This window comes from Methylomonas sp. BW4-1 (assembly GCF_052474385.1).
The window spans coordinates 4,088,420-4,103,658 of sequence record NZ_CP184125.1 but is presented as its reverse complement, the minus strand read 5'-3'; the positions used below and the strand labels follow the sequence as shown (position 1 = coordinate 4,103,658).

The window sequence follows — 15,239 nt, the reverse complement described above, 5'->3', positions numbered from 1 at the left end:
GTTTCCTTGGGTTTACAGGCCAGTATGAGAGGCGACCACGGCCGCCAGCACGCTGGCCAGAATTTCCGGTCGCGGCTTGTTGGAATAATTGATCAGGTCTGGATTGGCTTCGACAAAGCCGGTATTAAAGCGGCCGCGGCGAAAATCCGGATGACCGAGAATTTTTAAGTAATAGGGAATGGTGGTTTTGATACCGAACAAGCCCATGTCTTTCAGGGCGCGCTCGCCGCGATTGATCGCGTCTTCCCAGGTCATAGCACTGACGATGACTTTAGCCAGCATCGAGTCGTAAAACGGCGGGACTTCGTAGCCGGTATAAATGGCGGTGTCGGTACGTACGCCGGGTCCACCAGGGGCATAGTAACGGGAAATATGGCCGAAGCTGGGCAGGAAATTGTTTTTTGGGTCTTCGGCATTGACGCGGAATTGAATGGCGTAACCGCGACGAACAATCTCTTCTTGTTTGAAGCGCAACGGTAAACCGGCGGCAACCCGGATTTGTTCCTCAACAATATCGACGCCGGTGATGGTTTCGGTGATGGTGTGCTCGACTTGTACCCGGGTGTTCATTTCCATGAAATAGAAGCGGCCGTTGGCGTCCAGCAGAAACTCCACGGTGCCGGCGTTGGTATAGCCGACGGCTTTGGCCGCCATCACCGCCAAACCGCCCAGATACTGGCGTTGCGCTTCATCCAGTTGCGGTGAGGGCGCGATTTCGATCAATTTCTGGTTGCGGCGCTGTACCGAGCAATCGCGCTCGTAAAGATGGATGGTGTTGCCGAAGTGATCGGCCAGCACCTGCACCTCAATGTGGATGGGGTTAACGACGCATTTTTCCAAAAACACGTCGGCGCTACCGAAGGCCTTGGTGGCTTCCGAAATCACGCGCTGATAATTTTGCCGCAGTTCGTTGGGGGTGTCGCAACGCCGGATGCCGCGTCCGCCGCCGCCGGAGGTGGCTTTCAGCATGATCGGATAACCGATCTGTTCGGCTACCTGCAAGGCGTGTTCGACACTGTCCAGGTTGCCGTCCGAGCCGGGCGTCACCGGCAGACCGGCCGCTATCATCGCGCTGCGGGCTTCGGTTTTGTCGCCCATGCGCTGAATCACTTCGGCGGAGGGGCCGATAAACACCAAGCCGCGTTCCTGGCAGGCTTTGGCGAACTGGGCGTTTTCTGACAGGAAACCGTAGCCGGGATGAATGGCGTCGCAGCCGGTGCGCAAGGCTAAATCCACCAAGCCGTAGATATTTAAGTAGCCGGCCAGAGGCTCGCTGCCGATGTAATGCGATTCGTCAGCTTTTTTGACGTGCAAGGCAAAGCGGTCGGCTTCCGAATAAATAGCCGCTGAACGAATGCCCATTTCCGCGCAGGCCCGAATGATCCGGACAGCAATTTCGCCGCGATTGGCGATCAGTATTTTGCGTAACATGATGCTCCCGAGTCTTAGTGTTCAGTCACTTGCCTACTACTCTAACAATTTATGGCTATCTTTCAACAAGAAAACCGCCGTTTGCCGATGGGAGATTAGCCTTTAGCTTGGGTGGTGGCGGTGTTGCCGGCCACTGGATTCAGACAGAAAATACTGGTTATTTCCGCGATGTTGGCTACTACGACTTTGATGAAGTCGCTAGCCGCTAAGTTGTTGTGTTAGCAGCATTTAATTGGCTTTTTGTGGCTTCTATACCAACAAGTTTAAAGGGTGGATGGGAAATGTTGATATAAAACAGCCTCTTGCAATTGGCACGCATAGTGCTATCCTCCTGTGTATGGATGCCTATACCATAAGCCGTTGCCAGCCGTAATCGGTCCGGTTTGTGCGAATAGGGTTTCACCTCTTAACTAATTGATTAATTCTGGGGTTTTAATATGGACACAAACAAGCCGTTACTTTCCGCGTTATTTTTTATTGGTCTATCGTTTTGGGGGATACAGCTTGCGCAAGCAGCTACGACCGAAAATACGTTAAACCCGCTCGAATCCTTCCAAACGATTTTGCCGGATTTGCCAAGTGCTTACCAGGAGCAGCCATTGAATCCAGTAGCGGATAAGCCCTTGCAGGACTATGCGCTCACACTGTTTACACGGGTCAAGACCCGTGCGGTCGTAACATTTCAGCAGGCATTGTCGGACATAGCAGGGCTTGGCGACATGGTTTCGCAAATGGGTTTACTTGGCCTGCTTGGCACGGTTTTCCAGCCAGTGATAGACGAAAGCAAAACAGCTGAATTGAAAGCCGCCTTACCCACGGCGGCCTGGTTTTTTCTCAGCGGCATGCTGGGTGTTCTGGGCTTGAAAAAACGCAGCAGATTGCTGGAAGCCAAAGCGGTTTTGAATTTAGTCCGGTAAGCGCCGTTATAGATGTGCTGAGGGCTTGGGCAGTGCGCGCGTTGCCCAAGCCTCAACTTTTCCTGCTCCTTCAATCCTGTTAAAACGACGCTGTCGTTTGGTATTGCAGCAAGTTTGCACCGATAATAGTTTTCGATTGTCGCTGATGCCTTTGCTAACGATAGTTAGGCCTCGCTAATCATTTCCTGCACTTTTTCGAGAAAGCCTATGTCCGCTGTTGCAGACCATTTTGTCTATGGACCTATCCAACCGGCGGATATTCCGGATTGCATTCGGATTGCCGTTGCCAATTTCGAGGAGTTTCAGCAACACCCCGAATACATCCAGCAGTGGTTCGAGCGCCGTATCGCGCATAACCCCTGGCAGAACGCTTTGCCGTGTGTCGGCGTCGGGGTTTGGCACAATGGGAGTTTGGCCGGTTTCCGGGCCATGTTCGTACAACCCTGGTGGTTGAACGGCGAATCCGTAACGCTTGCCTTCGGTTCCAATACCTGCGTCGATGAACAGTTTCGCGGGCAGGGCTTAGCCACCAAGCTGATCGAACACAGCCTCGAATTTGCCCGGTTCAACGGCACGGTGACTGCCGGCGTGATTACCCAGAAAGCCTTCAAAAAATGCGGTTTTGTGCCGATTGGCGGCAGCGATAACGATTTTTATCGTTTGCGCGTCGGTTATCGCGGCTCCTGGGAGAAACGTGCCGGCAAATCATTGGGCCATTTGTTGGGCAGCCTATTTGACATCAACTTGCGTTTACGCAATGTCAAATTGCGTAGCGGCGGTTTTACCTTAGCGGAGGTTTGGCATTGCGACACCGAGTTTGATGCGTTGTGGGAGCGAGCCAAAGCGGGCTATATCTCTTGTCTGGAACGTAGCAGCCGCTACTTGAATTGGCGTTTATTCGATTTCCCTACCTGTCCGTTAAGACTTTTCGCGCTACGCGACGCTGCCGGCAAATTGCGCGCTTATGCCATTTGGCATCAGCAAGGTTTTGGGGACGCTATCAGCATGGCCGTATTGCGTGACGTGTTTTATCCCTTGGACGATGAGCCGGCTTTGCAGACCCTGTTGTATTACCTATTTGCTTATTGGCGGGAGAACGGGATTAGTTGGGGCAGCCTGGAAGTTGCTTCGCCGTCATTAACCAGTCTGTTCCGCAGTCTTGGTTATGAAGCAGTGCCGTCGCGCGGTAACCGCTATCTAATCTATCGCGAGCCGCCGCTGGCCGATAACATTTTGCAAAATTGGTACCGCAGCGGGATCGATGGCGATTATTTTGATCATCCACTGTAATATTGCCCAATCCAACATTCTAAACTCGGTCTGCCGCCTATGTTAAACGCCTCCGTGATTATCAGCACCCGCAACAGAGCGTCGATATTGCCGCGCTTGTTCGACGCATTGGCCGCCATGCAGCTGAATAGGGAGACCCGCTGGGAATTGCTGATGGTTGATAACGGCAGCAGCGACGACACCGTTGCGGTGATCTCTGCCGAAGCTGAGCGTGGTCGGTTGCCGGTGCATTGTGTCTCCGAGCCGATTCCCGGTAAGTCCCGCGCTTTGAATCGCGCCATCAAGCAAGCGCAAGCTGAGTTATTGGTGTTCACCGACGACGATGTCGAACCGCAGGCAACTTGGTTGCAGGCTTACATTGATGCCGCCGCGCTGCATCCGGAAATCGACGGTTTTGCCGGCAAAGTATTACCCAAATGGCTGGGCGACATCCCCGCCTGGCTGCATACCGAAGGTGAGTTTGCCTTGCCGCGCGGCATTACCAATACCCGCGATTTTGGTATGTCTCAGCAAATTTTGGATGAACAGGTGATTCCGGGTGGCGTCAACACCGCGTTAAGAGCCGAGGCCGTAGCCAAAAACGGCTGGTTTCGCGAAGAACTGGGGCCGGGTACCTCGGTACCTTTTACGGAAGACACCGAATACATGGGCCGTTTTCGGCGTGGTGGCGGCGAGTTTTGGTATGTGCCGGAAGCATTGCTCTATCACTGCAACATTCCGGAGCGGATGACTAAAGCCTATGTCTGCCGCTGGATGTTCGACGTGGCCCGCTGTCAGGTGCTGGCTTATGCCGATGTACCTGCCGGGAAGAACATAGCCGGTATCCCGCTATATTTGCTGCGGCATTACCTGAGCAGGATCGTGAGTTTTTGGTTGGAACCGCGCGAGCAGCAACGCTTACAAAAAAAAATGAAATGGATGTTTACGGCCGGCGAAATCGCCGGTTATCGGCAATTGCCGGCGTTTAAGCAAACGTTGGCGGCAGAGTAGCGACTCGCGCCTACAGCAAGGCTTGTAAATATCCCCAAATCTTTTCGGCAATCACCGGTTGTGCCAGCTCATTCGGGTGCAGGCTGTCGGCCTGCATCATCTCCGGGTTTAAAGCCACCTCCTCAAGGATAAACGGTACGTAAGGGATCTTCAATTCCGCGGAAAGCTGCGGAAAAACCTCGTAAAACATCTCGACATAACGCTTGCCGTAATTGGGGGGGATCTTCATCCCCAGCAGCATCACTTTGGCGCCGACGTTTTGCGAACGCCGGGTGATTTCGGTCAGATTATTTTTCATTTCCGCCGGCGATAAACCGCGCAAGCCATCGTTGGCGCCCAATTCCACCAACACAATATCCGGTTTATGCCGCGATAAAATTTGCTCCAGTCGCGCCAGGCCGCCAGCGGAAGTATCGCCGCTGATGCTTTCGTTACTGATAACATAGCCGCTATGCAGGTCGGTTAGCTTGTTTTGCAACAAAGCCACCCAGCCAAGCTGAACTTCGATGCCGTAACCGGCACTAATACTGTCACCCAATACCACTATCGATTTCGCCATGGCGCTGATTGGTAGTAAACCCAGAATTACGGCAAGGACCACGCTATACATGTTGAATACTCATATTGATAAGACCAGTTCCCCGATTATCGTTACCGAACAACTCGGTAAATCGGTGCCAACTTCCGAAGGCATTTTACACATCTTGTCCTCGGTGAATTTAATCATCAATCCGGGCGAGAGTTTGGCCATTGTCGGCGAGTCCGGTTCCGGTAAATCCACCCTGCTCAGTTTGCTGGCTGGATTGGATACACCCAGCACCGGTCGAGTGGTGGTCAACGGCCGCGATCTGACCAAGCTCGACGAAGACGGCCGCGCCTTGTTGCGCAATGAATTAGTCGGTTTCGTATTTCAATCCTTTCAACTGCTGCCGGGTTTGACGGCTCTGGAAAACGTCATGCTGCCGCTGGAACTCAGCGGGCATGCTCAAGCGGCGACCGCTGCCCGAGCTTTGCTGGACAGAGTGGGCTTGTCGCAGCGCTTGACGCATACACCCAAGCAATTGTCGGGCGGCGAACAGCAACGGGTGGCTTTAGCGCGGGCTTTTGTCGCCCAGCCGGCTATCCTGTTTGCCGACGAACCGACCGGTAATCTGGACAGCAAAACCGGTGCGCACATCATCGATCTGCTGTTCGAGCTCAATCAAGAACAACATACCACTTTGATTTTGGTGACTCACGACATGACTTTGGCCGGGCGTTGTCAACGCACTATTCGCCTGGATGCCGGGAGCGTGGTATGAAACGTGTCAATCTGGCCATGAAACTGTTGTGGCGCGATAGTCGTTCCGGAGAGCTGACCTTATTGCTGCTGGCTTTGCTGATTGCGGTTAGCAGTTCCACCGCCATATCGCTATTTGCCGACCGTTTGCATCGGACCATGACGGTGCAAGCCGCCGAGTTTTTAGCCGGCGATCTGGTGGTGGCTGCGCCGGCGCTCATAGCCGAAACTTGGTTGGCCAAGGCCGGCGAATTGGGCTTATCCCACTCGCAAACCAGCGAGTTTGCCAGCGTTTTGTTGGAAAACCAGGAAATGCTGTTGGCTTCGGTAAAATCCGTCAGCAGCGGCTACCCGCTACGCGGGAAATTGAAAACCAGCGATGCCGAGTCGCAGGATGAAATCGTCGCCAGCCAGGGTCCGGAACCCGGCTCGGCTTGGGTAGACAAGCGCATACTACCGGCTCTACATCTAAAAATCGGCGATACGCTAACCGTAGGCGAAAAACCTCTGACCATCGGTCGGGTGTTGAGCTACGAGCCTGATAAACGCGGTGACTTTTACAGCTTTTCGCCGCGGGTGATGATTAATCAAAGCGATTTGGCCGCCACCGGCGTCATTCAACCTGGCAGTCATGTGCGTTACGCCTTCCAATTCAGCGGCGACGAACAGGCTTTGCTTGCCTTTAAAACCTGGTTGAAACCGCAACTGAACAGTTCGCAAAAAATCCTGGATATACACGAGGACCGCCCGGAACTGGGATCGGCATTGCAGCGCGCCGAGCGTTACCTGGGCTTGTCCAGTATCGTGGTGATCTTGATTGCCGGCGTGGCGATTGCGATGGCTACCCGCCGTTACACCGAGCGGCATTTCAACGCCACTGCCTTGTTGCGTTGCCTGGGGTGTAAACAAGCGGAAATTGTCTGGCTGTACGGTTTGCAGTTCTTGGTGCTGGGCCTATTAGCCAGCAGCCTTGGCTGCGGCCTGGGTTGGTTGGCGCAGTTTGGTTTATTCGAGCTGTTAAAATCCTTGTTACCGGAAGAATTGGCCAGTCCCAGCTGGTTGGCGGTGTTTTTTGGATTGACTTCGGGCTTGGCAATCTTGCTGGGTTTTGCTTTACCGCCGTTGCTGCGCTTGCAAAAAGTCTCGCCGTTGCGGGTGTTGCGCCGTGAGTTGGAGCCATTACCCACCAGCGGTTGGTTGATTTACGGTTTGGCGCTGGCGATTATTGGCAGTTTGATTTGGCGCTATACCCAAGACCCGAAAATGACCTCCATCATATTGGGTTTGGGTACATTGACATTAGTCGGCTTAGGTGGGGCGATATACGGTTTGTTATTGCTGGCGCGCAAGCTGTTGCCGAAGATGGGCTTGAGTTGGCGTTTTGGCTTGCAGGGATTGCTGAGGAACAGCCAGGCCAGCGTCAGCCAGATATTGGCTTTCAGCATCACGCTCACCGCCATGGCCCTGAGTTTTACGGTGCGCAGCGATTTGATCGACAACTGGCAACAGCAATTGCCGGAACAGGCGCCGAATCATTTTGCCTTGAATATTCTGCCGGAACGGCAGCAGGCATTTCAAAGCGAATTGCAGCAGGCGCAAATCCCCAGCAGCCGGTTTTATCCGGTGGTACGCGGACGCCTGGTGACGATAAATAACGAAGCGGTGCAAGGCCGGGTCAGCAAAGACACCCAGGGCGAAGGTGCCACTCAACGCGAATTGAGCCTGACCTGGGCGGTGCAATTGCCCGACGATAACAAAGCCACCGATGGCGGTGCTTGGCAAGCCGATCGGCCGGGTCTGGTATCGGTGGAGCAAAAACTGGCGGAAAGCTTGAAAATCAAGGTGGGCGATGAATTGACCTTTACGGTGGGGAGCGCGCAATTCAGCGCCAAGGTAGCTCAACTCCGCAGCGTGCAGTGGGATACGATGCGGCCCAATTTTTACATGATCTTCTCGCCCGGCACGCTGGATAACTTTCCGACCATGTACATGACCAGCTTTTATCTGGCCGATACGCAAAAAATTCTTTTGAATACGTTGCTGAAAAAATATCCGGCGATCACGATATTGGAAGTTGATCAGATCTTGAAACAATTCAAGATGATCCTGACGCAGTTGACCAAGGCTATCAATCTACTACTGTATTTTGCCTTGGCGGCCGGTTTTACCGTGTTGTTTGCCGCCGTCTACGCCACGTTGGATCAACGAATCTACGAAGGTGGGCTGATGCGGACTTTGGGTGCCCGGCGCGGCTTTTTACGTACCACGCACGTGATTGAGTTTGGTTTGCTCGGCATTTTAGCTGGTGCTATGGCGGCACTGGCTAGCGAAGCGATTCTGTATGCGCTGTATACCCGTGTGATGCATATAGATTATCGTCCGGGCTACCATTTGTGGGGCGCATTGCCGGCGATAGGTGCGATAACGGTGGGGCTGGCAGGGTACTGGGGGGTTAGGCAGGTGGTTAATCAGCCACCGCTACAAGTGTTGAGGCGTTGATGGTTGATCAGTAAATTTTTCGCGATGGTTGCGATAAGGCAATTCACTGATTTTTTTCATATTCAACAGGTCACTTAACATAGTTAAATTTGGAGGCGACTTTTCGCCGGTAAGTTTAGTGTGCAACCCTAGGTGGCGTTAAGAGTGATGTATTTGCTTGAGTAGTTGTTTTTACTGGAATTTATTTCACATAGGCATTTTGGAAGATGTCTATAGCCTAGAAAATGGTATATTTTTTGCTGAATTCTTTGGTTATTTGGTAAAAGTTTGACTGATTTGTAAGCATACAATCAGCAATCGTGAGGATTTAGCAAGGCAACCAAAGCTATGATCAAAAGTCTGTATGTCGTCTTGAAAGCACATCTTTCAATCATCAATAGGAGTGTTTAGTGGCGACGGAATTGCTGACAAGTGAAACGTTGTCCCAGCTTTATCAAGAACATCACTCCTGGCTGCTAGGGTGGCTGGACAAGCGTGTGCAATGTCGCTTGCAAGCCGAAGATCACGCGCACGATACTTTTGTACGGGTGATGGCATCGGGTCGCACACCGGATTTGAATGAACCCAGGCCTTACCTCGCCACCATCGCCAAAAATTTACTGATCAACCATTGGCGCCGCGCCACCATTGAACAAGTGTATCTGGAACGTCTTTCGGCAATTCCTGAAGCCACATCGTTGTCTATGGAAGAAAGCGCCATTATTCTGGAAACCATACAAGAAATTGATGAATTGCTTAGTCGCTTACCGGAAAAGGCGCGCAAGGCATTTTTTATGTCCCAGATTGATGGACTTACCTACGTCGAAATCGCCGAAAAACTCGGGGTCAGTGATCGCATGGTTAGAAAGTACATGGTGCAAGCCATGGTGCTATGCCTGAGCGTGGAGTTCTAACAGTAAATGTCTTCCGGAGATCGACAAAAGATCCATCCCCGCATCGTGGCGGAGGCCGCTGAATGGTTTATGGTTCTTAGCTCCGGTAACGTTCGCCCTGACGAAACCGCACAGTGGCAAGCCTGGCTGACTTCGCACCCGGATCACCAAATGGCTTGGGCCAGAGTTGAGTTTTATACCGACAAATTTAAATCACTGCCACCACAAGCCGCCTTCGCCGCCACCGCAGCGTTAAATGCCCCCAATCTCAATCGAAGACGCATGCTGTTGAGCATGGCCCTATTGGGTGTTGCAGGATGGTCCGGCTGGCAGATTTCTCGAGGTCGTTATTGGCAGGAATGGTCGGCCGATCAACATACAGCACTCGGCGAAACTAAAACCATCACCCTAGCCGACGGTTCCAGCGTGGTTATGGATAGCGGCAGCGCGGTTAACGTCGATTTCTCGGTTAATTTACGCAGGCTGCAGTTGGTTAAGGGGGAGGTTTACATCGAAACAGCACCCGATACCGTTGGCTGGAAACGGCCGTTTGTCGTCGATACCTTGGAAGGCAGAGTTCAAGCACTCGGCACGCGCTTCAGCGTCAGCCAACGCCAAAATCTATCGCAGGTTGCCGTATTTCAAGATGCCGTAGAAATCCAACCAGCCGATGCAACTTCCGCCAAACAAACACTACGTGCCGGACAACAAGTTCAATTTTCCTCAAACCACTTTGAGCCTATCCAAGGACACAGCCAGAATAAACCCGCTTGGACCCAAGGCTTTATCGTTGCCGACGATTTGCCGCTCAGCGAGTTTTTGCTGCAACTAAGCCGTTACCGATCAGGCTACATTACTTGTGCTCCCGAGATTGCCGATTTACGGATTATCGGTTCCTACCCGCTGAAAGATACCGACAAAATTCTCGCCTTTCTCGAGGCTAACCTGCCGGTCAAGCTCTCACACCCGCTACCTTTCTGGGTTAAAGTCCTGCCGCGCTGATTGCTTCTGCACTCGCAGAGACGGTCATGCTCGGTCCGCTAGGTCCGTTTACGATAAAGCTCGAAGCACTGCTTGAAGCTCTTTCTCTACGGCCTGCAACAAAGCCAATGCAGGTCCATGCGGTTTACGATAGCACCATCAGCAGCTTGTTTTTTATTGCCATCGTTTATTACTTACTTAAACCCCATTCACCCAATCTTCGATAGTCAAAACCCCATCGGGAAACAGGCTGAAGGCTTTGTCATGGGTGACAAGTATGGTTTTGGCGGCTATTGCATGCGCGGCGATCATCATATCTAGCGCCCCAAGCGTAATGCCAACCGACATGCAAGATGCACGCAAATCGCCATAAACGCTGGCGGCTTGCTCGTCCCAGGGCAATGTCTCAACACGAAATAGAAACTCTCGGATCAGCTTTGCCAGGCTGGCAGGGTGGCCCTTGCGGGCTAAACCATATAAAAGCTCGCCTTGTGTGACTGTGGATATGAAAATACTGTCCATCGGTAGTGATGCCAACCTGTGTCGAATCTCCGGGGGATGGCTTTTGATAATATAACTGGCCATATTGGTATCCAGCATATAACGCATCAAAACAAATCCCGCTCTTGGTTCGGCAAGTCTTCGCGATCAGCCATGAAATCGCCAGGAATCTTTGTGTGGTCGGCAAGCTCGAAAAACTCCGCCCAGGATGCCGGTTTAGGCGACAGAATGACTTCGCCTGTCACGGGATCACGACGAATAAATACTTCCGCGCCCGGAAAACGGAATTCTTTCGGAAGCCGTATGGCTTGGCTCCGGCCAGTGGTAAATAACTTGGCAGTGGTATGCATCTTAATTCCCCTTATCAAATAGGTATCTGAAGTATATATCACAGCTTGATACGTACCAATGATATTCATCAAGTCGGTTCGATAAGACACGCCTAACCGGATATTTTTCGCTGAAATTTTTTTTAAAAAAACAATAGCTTAAAAGTTTTTCTAATTTTTCTTCAATGTGCAGTTCCGGTTTTTTCCTCCTCGTTTGTATTAGCTAATGAAAACACCACAAATGGAGAAAAAACCGATGTCAATCACACACCGCCGCAGCAATCCGGGCTTTCGTTCACCCCGATTGAGCCAAGCCATACAGGGAATTTTATTGGCTTCAGCGCTGACCGCTTCAGTCGCAGCCCATGGAGAAGAAACTACCAACAGGAAAAGCTACCACATCAGCGGCGGTTCCTTGGGGCAGGCGCTTAGCCAGTTTGCGCGTGATGCCGGCATCCTGTTTACCGGGGAATCCACATTGACCGACGGCAAAACCAGTAAGGGCTTGGATGGCGAGTACACCGTCGAAGAAGGTTTCAGAAAACTCCTGGCGGGAAGCGGTTTGACGTATACCATCACGGCTGACAACGCGGTGGCGATCAAGGTGGCGGAATCTGGAAGCGATGCGGCAACGACTTTGCCGGTGGTGAGGGTGGTTGGTCAGGCGGTTTATGATTCGACAGATCCATACAACCAAAGTTACAACCGCACATCAGCCAGCGCTGCAACCAAAACCGACACACCACTCATGCAGACGCCGATGTCGGTACAAGTTGTACCTAAGGCATTAATGAACGATCAACAAGACATTCGTATCGAGGATGCTTTAACTAAAAACGTCAGCGGCGTACAGCGAGCTATTAATGATTCTGATCTCTACGAAAACTTCACCATTCGAAGATTTTCTACACAATCCAATATTTATCGAAATGGGTTGAGACGGGCGCTGAGCTTTACCGATCCAGCGAATATTGAACAACTTGAGGTGTTAAAAAGGCCCGGCTGCTGTTCTATATGGCCGTATAGAGCCTGGCGGGATGGTTAACTATGTAACAAAAAAACCATTAGCAGGCTGGTGAAAAACCCGCCGATATTTCCCCTTACCCACGATGTTCGTGATTTTTTCGAGTTGAAATCGGTCATGACATCGAGTTTCAAGCGTTTTGCCCCGGTTTCAAGGGCTTTTTATTCGCCTGAAGCCGTCTGTGGACGGTTTTCAGGCGAACTTCACCCTAGGCGGGTGCACTCCACGCCGGTTTCGGCGTGAACACCAATAGGTTGAGCATGCGCGTCAGGTTGTAGGCGGCAAAGCAAAACAAGGCCTGACCCGCGACTTTGGCTAAGCCGATGTGACGGGTTTTGCGCAGGCCGCCGACCGTTTTGACCCAGCCAAAGGCTTCTTCGACGATTTTGCGGCGCTTGAGACTTTGGGCGTAACCTTTGCCGCGCGCGGTGCGGCCGTCGACGGCACTGCCAATCTTTTTGCGGGCCACATGGGCTTTGATATCACGGGACTCGAGTCCGTTGACGAACGCCGGTTGGTCATAGCCTTTGTCGGCACCGACGCTGCCACCTTGGGGCACGCGGCGTTTGATCATTTTTTGCGCGGCTTCGATTTCGGCGGTGCCGGTGGCTTGAGTGGTTTCGACATCGACAATCAGGCCGTTGCGATTCTCGGACAAGGCATGGGTGATGTAACGCAGTTTGGCCTCGGTGTATTCGCCTTTCTTGTAAAGCCGGGCTTCGGGATCGGTTGTACTTTGATGGGTGGCGTTGCTGCGCTTTTCGCCACTGAAGTCGATCTCGGGATTGCGGCCGGCGGGTTTATCGGGACCACTACCATCTTTTTTGACGAAGCTTTTGTGCGAGGCCCAGGCTTCAATGAGGCTACCGTCGACGCTGAAGTGTTCGTCGGACACCAGATTTTGCCATTCGGCTATGGCCAGTACCCGCTCAAAAAATTCGCGACTCAGGGCTTCGGACAGCAGGCGTTCGCGGTTGGCACTGAACACTGTGCGTTCCCACACGGCGTCGTCGATGCCCAGACCGACAAACCAGCGAAACAACAGGTTGTAGTCCAGTTGTTCCATCAACTGACGCTCGCTACGGACCGTATACAGGACTTGTAACAGCAAGGCGCGCAGCAGTTTTTCAGGGGCCATCGAGGGACGGCCTGTGTGCGAGTAACGCTCGGCAAAGACGGCATCCATAGAGGCCAATACGCCATCAACCAGTAGCCGTAAACGACGCAACGGATGCTGTTTGGGAATACGGTCTTCCAGGCTAACATAGCTGAACCAGCTGTTTTGAATGGCATCGTGTCCGCGCATTGAAAGGCTCCAAATTTAGGTAGCCTATTTTAACAGTTGGCCGCTCATCTATGCCTTAGCTTACTTGGCTTTTCGAGTTTTTCACCAGCCTGTTAGCTACTCCCTATTACTCATTATCTCAACAATTCGGCTCTTATGATCAATATCGGACAGCGGTCGATGCTACCGGGCCTATCGACCAAAAAGGCACATTGGGATACCGTTTTAATGCAGCCTATCAAGAGATGGGGTCATTTAGAGATTTTATCCAAAATGACCGTGTTTTCATTGCCCCGACATTAAGCTGGAAACCTAATGATCGATTTGAGGCTAATCTTGATTTGGAGTACAGGCATGAAAACCGTGTCAATAATTATGGAATACCAATAGTTGGTGGTAAACCTGCCGATATACCGCTGTCTAGGTATCTGGGCGACGCGTCAAAAGGCCCTGTAATGGATTCAACACTTGTCGCTTACGATTGGACATTCAGTTTTAATGACGACTGGAAAATAAAAAATCGATTTTTGTGGGAAAACTTTGATAATAAGAAATACGTACTGGCCCTCTGAGTTTAGATAGCAATGGTAATTTAAGCAGATATTTGCTTGCATTCAATCAGCCTTCAAACCAAGAAACTTATGGAACCAATCTGGACTTACTGGGCAAATTTCATTTATTTGGCACTGAACATGAAATTCTTATTGGCGGCGATTTTAACCATACTTCTCTTAAAGAATGGAACTATAAACCTGATTTCTCTGGTGTATTATTACCAAGCATAAATATTTATAACCCACAATACGGACAGATTGATCAGTCTTTGATCGATAATTTGTCTCGCAAAGCGAGCTTTCTGAGAAATGAAGACTGGTTTGGAGTTTACTTCCAAGATCAAATAACGCTATGGAATAAATTACATATAATGGGAGGTGGTCGCTATGACTGGGCTCAACGAGGCACTGGTTTTGGGGTAACGACAACATTACCTAGTTCCATCGATTTAGCTAAATCTGATTATTCCAATTTGGAAAATCAGAAGTTTAGCCCACGAGTCGGCATTCTGTATCAAGCTTTCGACTGGCTTTCTATCTATGGCAATTACACCGAATCATTAGGAGGGCAAAATGGTGGCCGCTCACGTTCAGGCCAACAGTTTGACGCAGAAACTGGTGAACAATTTGAAGCAGGATTCAAAGCTGAGTTATTTGACAAACGATTATCCAGTACCATTGCTTACTATCACTTAGTAAAAGGTAATTTATTAACTAGCGATCCTACTGATACGTCTAATACTTATCAAATCGCCGTTGGTGAAGCGCGCAGCCAAGGCATTGAGGTCGATATAAAAGGGCAGATTACTGAGCAATTAAATATGGTGGCTACTTATGCTTATACTGATAATAGAATCACCAAAGATAATAGTGGTTTTGTAAATAATCGCCTGGTAAATATTCCTGAACATCAAGCCAGCCTTTGGGGAACCTATCAGTTAACGCCGCATTTTAAATTTGGCATGGGTGGCATTGCCGTTGGTAGCCGCGAAGGTGATTTTGCCAACACTTTCCAATTACCAGGATACGTCAGAATGGATGCGATGGCAGCTTATTCCATGCCTGTCGGCAAAACTCGCTTAACCGCACAGATCAACATTCATAATTTATTGGATAAAGAATATTTTGCTGGAAGCAGTAACTCTTTAAGTGTTATTCCGGGAGAACCTTTATCAGCAATGGGCTTATTAAAGCTTGAATATTAGTGTTGTAAGTTGGATTTTGCGTAAGCCGTAAATCTAAAGCTAAGCTTTATTTGATCGGGTTACGCGCTATCGAGCTAACCCG

16 protein-coding genes are annotated in these 15,239 nt (G+C 50.9%); 11 read left to right on the top strand and 5 right to left on the bottom strand.

Annotated elements, in window-relative coordinates; all coding sequences use genetic code 11:
* Nucleotides 1–12: 12 nt before the first annotated feature.
* Nucleotides 13–1,431 (bottom strand): acetyl-CoA carboxylase biotin carboxylase subunit, encoded by a 1,419-nt coding sequence (locus tag ACH5Y9_RS19060; RefSeq protein ID WP_033158539.1) that lies wholly within the window; start codon nt 1,429–1,431, stop codon nt 13–15.
* A gap of 29 nt (nt 1,432–1,460) precedes the next feature.
* On the opposite strand from ACH5Y9_RS19060, the gene ACH5Y9_RS19055 reads away from it, so the two are divergent.
* From ACH5Y9_RS19055 to ACH5Y9_RS19040, 4 genes are all read left to right on the top strand, one after another.
* Nucleotides 1,461–1,640 carry a hypothetical protein gene (locus tag ACH5Y9_RS19055; protein ID WP_133120629.1) on the top strand — a complete coding sequence of 60 codons (180 nt, stop codon included), beginning with the start codon at nt 1,461–1,463 and terminating at the stop codon, nt 1,638–1,640.
* Between the two features lie 228 nt (nt 1,641–1,868).
* A complete protein-coding gene (locus ACH5Y9_RS19050; protein ID WP_319960159.1) occupies nt 1,869–2,348 on the top strand; it encodes a hypothetical protein in 480 nt (159 codons plus the stop codon).
* Between the two features lie 207 nt (nt 2,349–2,555).
* Nucleotides 2,556–3,638, top strand: coding sequence for a GNAT family N-acetyltransferase (locus tag ACH5Y9_RS19045; RefSeq protein ID WP_445367192.1), 1,083 nt, complete (start codon nt 2,556–2,558; stop codon nt 3,636–3,638).
* Between the two features lie 39 nt (nt 3,639–3,677).
* Nucleotides 3,678–4,628 (top strand): glycosyltransferase family 2 protein, encoded by a 951-nt coding sequence (locus ACH5Y9_RS19040; RefSeq protein ID WP_445367191.1) that lies wholly within the window; start codon nt 3,678–3,680, stop codon nt 4,626–4,628.
* Between the two features lie 10 nt (nt 4,629–4,638).
* On the opposite strand, the gene ACH5Y9_RS19035 is transcribed toward ACH5Y9_RS19040, so the two are convergent.
* On the bottom strand, nt 4,639–5,238 hold the full coding sequence (locus ACH5Y9_RS19035) for an arylesterase (protein ID WP_084153408.1): 600 nt from the start codon (nt 5,236–5,238) through the stop codon (nt 4,639–4,641).
* On the opposite strand from ACH5Y9_RS19035, the gene ACH5Y9_RS19030 reads away from it, so the two are divergent.
* The 4 genes from ACH5Y9_RS19030 to ACH5Y9_RS19015 all read left to right on the top strand — a co-directional run bounded on the left by ACH5Y9_RS19030 (nt 5,237) and on the right by ACH5Y9_RS19015 (nt 10,280).
* Entirely contained in the window at nt 5,237–5,929 is a 693-nt protein-coding gene (locus tag ACH5Y9_RS19030; RefSeq protein ID WP_445367190.1) for an ABC transporter ATP-binding protein, read from the top strand. The genes ACH5Y9_RS19035 and ACH5Y9_RS19030 overlap by 2 nt on opposite strands.
* Complete coding sequence (locus ACH5Y9_RS19025) at nt 5,926–8,406, top strand: ABC transporter permease (protein ID WP_445367189.1); 2,481 nt, start codon at nt 5,926–5,928, stop codon at nt 8,404–8,406. The genes ACH5Y9_RS19030 and ACH5Y9_RS19025 overlap by 4 nt, the downstream gene beginning before the upstream one ends.
* 389 nt (nt 8,407–8,795) lie before the next feature.
* On the top strand, nt 8,796–9,299 hold the full coding sequence (locus ACH5Y9_RS19020; RefSeq protein ID WP_445367188.1) for a sigma-70 family RNA polymerase sigma factor: 504 nt from the start codon (nt 8,796–8,798) through the stop codon (nt 9,297–9,299).
* A gap of 6 nt (nt 9,300–9,305) precedes the next feature.
* Nucleotides 9,306–10,280 carry a FecR domain-containing protein gene (locus tag ACH5Y9_RS19015; protein WP_445367187.1) on the top strand — a complete coding sequence of 325 codons (975 nt, stop codon included), beginning with the start codon at nt 9,306–9,308 and terminating at the stop codon, nt 10,278–10,280.
* A gap of 177 nt (nt 10,281–10,457) precedes the next feature.
* Here ACH5Y9_RS19015 and ACH5Y9_RS19010 read toward each other — a convergent pair whose 3' ends face one another.
* Both ACH5Y9_RS19010 and ACH5Y9_RS19005 read right to left on the bottom strand, forming a co-directional pair.
* Complete coding sequence (locus ACH5Y9_RS19010; protein WP_445369906.1) at nt 10,458–10,859, bottom strand: type II toxin-antitoxin system VapC family toxin; 402 nt, start codon at nt 10,857–10,859, stop codon at nt 10,458–10,460.
* 8 nt (nt 10,860–10,867) lie between these two features.
* Nucleotides 10,868–11,110, bottom strand: a complete 243-nt coding sequence (locus tag ACH5Y9_RS19005) for an antitoxin (RefSeq protein WP_445367186.1) — start codon at nt 11,108–11,110, stop codon at nt 10,868–10,870.
* Nucleotides 11,111–11,315: 205 nt separating this feature from the next.
* Here ACH5Y9_RS19005 and ACH5Y9_RS19000 point away from each other — a divergent pair, with 205 nt between their 5' ends.
* Nucleotides 11,316–12,134 carry a TonB-dependent receptor plug domain-containing protein gene (locus ACH5Y9_RS19000; RefSeq protein ID WP_445367185.1) on the top strand — a complete coding sequence of 273 codons (819 nt, stop codon included), beginning with the start codon at nt 11,316–11,318 and terminating at the stop codon, nt 12,132–12,134.
* 187 nt (nt 12,135–12,321) lie between these two features.
* Here ACH5Y9_RS19000 and ACH5Y9_RS18995 read toward each other — a convergent pair whose 3' ends face one another.
* Entirely contained in the window at nt 12,322–13,419 is a 1,098-nt protein-coding gene (locus tag ACH5Y9_RS18995) for an IS5 family transposase (RefSeq protein ID WP_445366898.1), read from the bottom strand.
* 191 nt (nt 13,420–13,610) lie between these two features.
* Between ACH5Y9_RS18995 and ACH5Y9_RS18990 the strand changes: the two genes are divergently transcribed.
* Entirely contained in the window at nt 13,611–13,970 is a 360-nt protein-coding gene (locus tag ACH5Y9_RS18990) for a hypothetical protein (protein WP_445367184.1), read from the top strand.
* A gap of 32 nt (nt 13,971–14,002) precedes the next feature.
* Complete coding sequence (locus tag ACH5Y9_RS18985; RefSeq protein ID WP_445367183.1) at nt 14,003–15,157, top strand: TonB-dependent siderophore receptor; 1,155 nt, start codon at nt 14,003–14,005, stop codon at nt 15,155–15,157.
* Nucleotides 15,158–15,239: the final 82 nt, after the last annotated feature.

Bases quoted from the DNA above. Each gene is read 5' to 3' on its own strand.
- ACH5Y9_RS19030 (WP_445367190.1), top strand. From the start codon at position 5,237: ATGTTGAATACTCATATTGATAAGACCAGTTCCCCGATTATCGTTACC.
- ACH5Y9_RS19035 (WP_084153408.1), bottom strand. From the start codon at position 5,238: ATGTATAGCGTGGTCCTTGCCGTAATTCTGGGTTTACTACCAATCAGC.
- ACH5Y9_RS18995 (WP_445366898.1), bottom strand. From the start codon at position 13,419: ATGCGCGGACACGATGCCATTCAAAACAGCTGGTTCAGCTATGTTAGC.
- ACH5Y9_RS19010 (WP_445369906.1), bottom strand. From the start codon at position 10,859: ATGCTGGATACCAATATGGCCAGTTATATTATCAAAAGCCATCCCCCG.
- ACH5Y9_RS19000 (WP_445367185.1), top strand. From the start codon at position 11,316: ATGAAAACACCACAAATGGAGAAAAAACCGATGTCAATCACACACCGC.
- ACH5Y9_RS19005 (WP_445367186.1), bottom strand. From the start codon at position 11,110: ATGCATACCACTGCCAAGTTATTTACCACTGGCCGGAGCCAAGCCATA.
- ACH5Y9_RS19040 (WP_445367191.1), top strand. From the start codon at position 3,678: ATGTTAAACGCCTCCGTGATTATCAGCACCCGCAACAGAGCGTCGATA.
- ACH5Y9_RS19045 (WP_445367192.1), top strand. From the start codon at position 2,556: ATGTCCGCTGTTGCAGACCATTTTGTCTATGGACCTATCCAACCGGCG.
- ACH5Y9_RS19060 (WP_033158539.1), bottom strand. From the start codon at position 1,431: ATGTTACGCAAAATACTGATCGCCAATCGCGGCGAAATTGCTGTCCGG.
- ACH5Y9_RS19050 (WP_319960159.1), top strand. From the start codon at position 1,869: ATGGACACAAACAAGCCGTTACTTTCCGCGTTATTTTTTATTGGTCTA.
- ACH5Y9_RS19025 (WP_445367189.1), top strand. From the start codon at position 5,926: ATGAAACGTGTCAATCTGGCCATGAAACTGTTGTGGCGCGATAGTCGT.
- ACH5Y9_RS19015 (WP_445367187.1), top strand. From the start codon at position 9,306: ATGTCTTCCGGAGATCGACAAAAGATCCATCCCCGCATCGTGGCGGAG.